The 1,523-nt window shown below is 46.2% G+C and carries 2 protein-coding genes; both read left to right on the top strand.

The annotated features are described in order from the left end of the window. The first annotated feature begins 197 nt into the window (after positions 1–197). Complete coding sequence (locus K2Q26_14920) at positions 198–1,046, top strand: hypothetical protein (GenBank protein ID MBY0316810.1); 849 nt, start codon at positions 198–200, stop codon at positions 1,044–1,046. Positions 1,047–1,051: 5 nt separating this feature from the next. Next, positions 1,052–1,396 (top strand): hypothetical protein, encoded by a 345-nt coding sequence (locus tag K2Q26_14915; protein ID MBY0316809.1) that lies wholly within the window; start codon positions 1,052–1,054, stop codon positions 1,394–1,396. Positions 1,397–1,523: the final 127 nt, after the last annotated feature.

Raw genomic sequence — 1,523 nt, 5'->3', positions numbered from 1 at the left:
CTCCCCCAAATAGCTAGGTTATTAAGGTTCCAGGTTCCTAAAAGACAAAGGCAAATCACCAAGTGATTTGCCTTTGCCTTTTAGGAACCTGGAACCTTAATAACCTTTTCGGGACGATGGTCTAGGTTTAACCTTTTTGGTCCTCTAAAAATCAGAAAGCTCGGTGTATGATGGCCTCTGGGATCCCTGGAGGTTCAATGAAACTTATTCTCGTTTTTGTTTTAATTTATCAGTCTTTATTTGCACAGTTAGCTTATGCCGCGAACAAAGGTAAAGAGATGGAGTACTCCCCCGAAATAACGGCAGAGTATTCCGCCGAATTTTTCAACGATATGAAAACCGTTGGAGAATTTATGAAGTTTATGGCCATGCACGTACCCGAGCAGGAGATGAAGAATCTCGAAGGTCAATACCAGAAGATGGGGATTAACAAGGACACTGCCATTCCCGTGGTTCGCTTTGAAAAAAATAAAATCTTCTTTGATAAAAATAATTTCAGCGATTTTATAGAAATTAAAGATAGCAAAACAATCATCATCAACGGCTACGTCTTTAAACAAAATAAAAAGCCCTACGATGTGAATGTTCAGGAGATTTATAAAACACTCAGCGGTAAAAAATCGGCTTCGCTCTTTATTGAGGAAGCTCACGCTCTTGGTGGTTTGGGAATTGCTCTTTTAGCTATTGGCGGTGGTGCACTGATCGGCTCATTCTTAGGTCCATCACTTTTCGGCACGACGGCCGGTGAGGGTGCCCTCGGGGGCGGTGTGATCGGTGGAATTGGGGCCCTTCTATTGAGTGGAAACTTGTTTGGGCGTCGAGAGCAACTCCATTGTCATAATGGGGGTTACTACCATCGCGGACCAGGAATGGGAATTCCCGGTCGACCGATCCCCGGCCAAATGATCAATCAAGCTTACGGCGCGCCAATGCCGGCGTGTCTTGATCGCAACCGAGTGCATGCTTCCCTCAATGGATGGGGAACACCCCCTCGTATTCCTGGAGTGCCAGGAACTCCGGTCGGTACAAGACCAGTAGGTATGTAGTCCCGATGAATTTATCGGTGACGAAAATTCTCTTCGTTATGATTGCGGTGCTCGCTGTATTATCGAGCTCCGCGGTTTACGGAAAAACTTCCAAAAAAAATAAGATGCTCACCGAAAAACAGGCCGTGCAGATCGCCTTTGAAGCGGCCACCAAAGACGAATATCATCGTTTTCCCAATCCCGTCCTCGAGTCTGCCTCTAAAGTGAAGGGAAACTGGGTTGTGAAGTTGCGCTCGAATTCTCCTCACGACAAAGAGGGAGTGGTCACTCTCGGCGGTTACTACATTCATCTGACCATTGAGGGCACCACCGGTAAAATCATTTTTACGGATACCGGTGGCGGATCTTAAATTATTTGAGCAAGCCGATCTCGCGCAAACGCTGCTTGAGAAAATCCTCGGCCAAAATATCTGGATATTTCGCGCCATTTCCTCGGCAAGCCGGTAAACATTTAAGAACGGCTTCAGGATTAGGATG

Source organism: Bdellovibrionales bacterium, assembly GCA_019750295.1.
Taxonomy (GTDB): Bacteria; Bdellovibrionota; Bdellovibrionia; order Bdellovibrionales; family JAGQZY01; genus JAIEOS01.
Note: the sequence above shows the minus strand (reverse complement) of the source record. Positions and strands in the feature narration are given on the sequence as shown.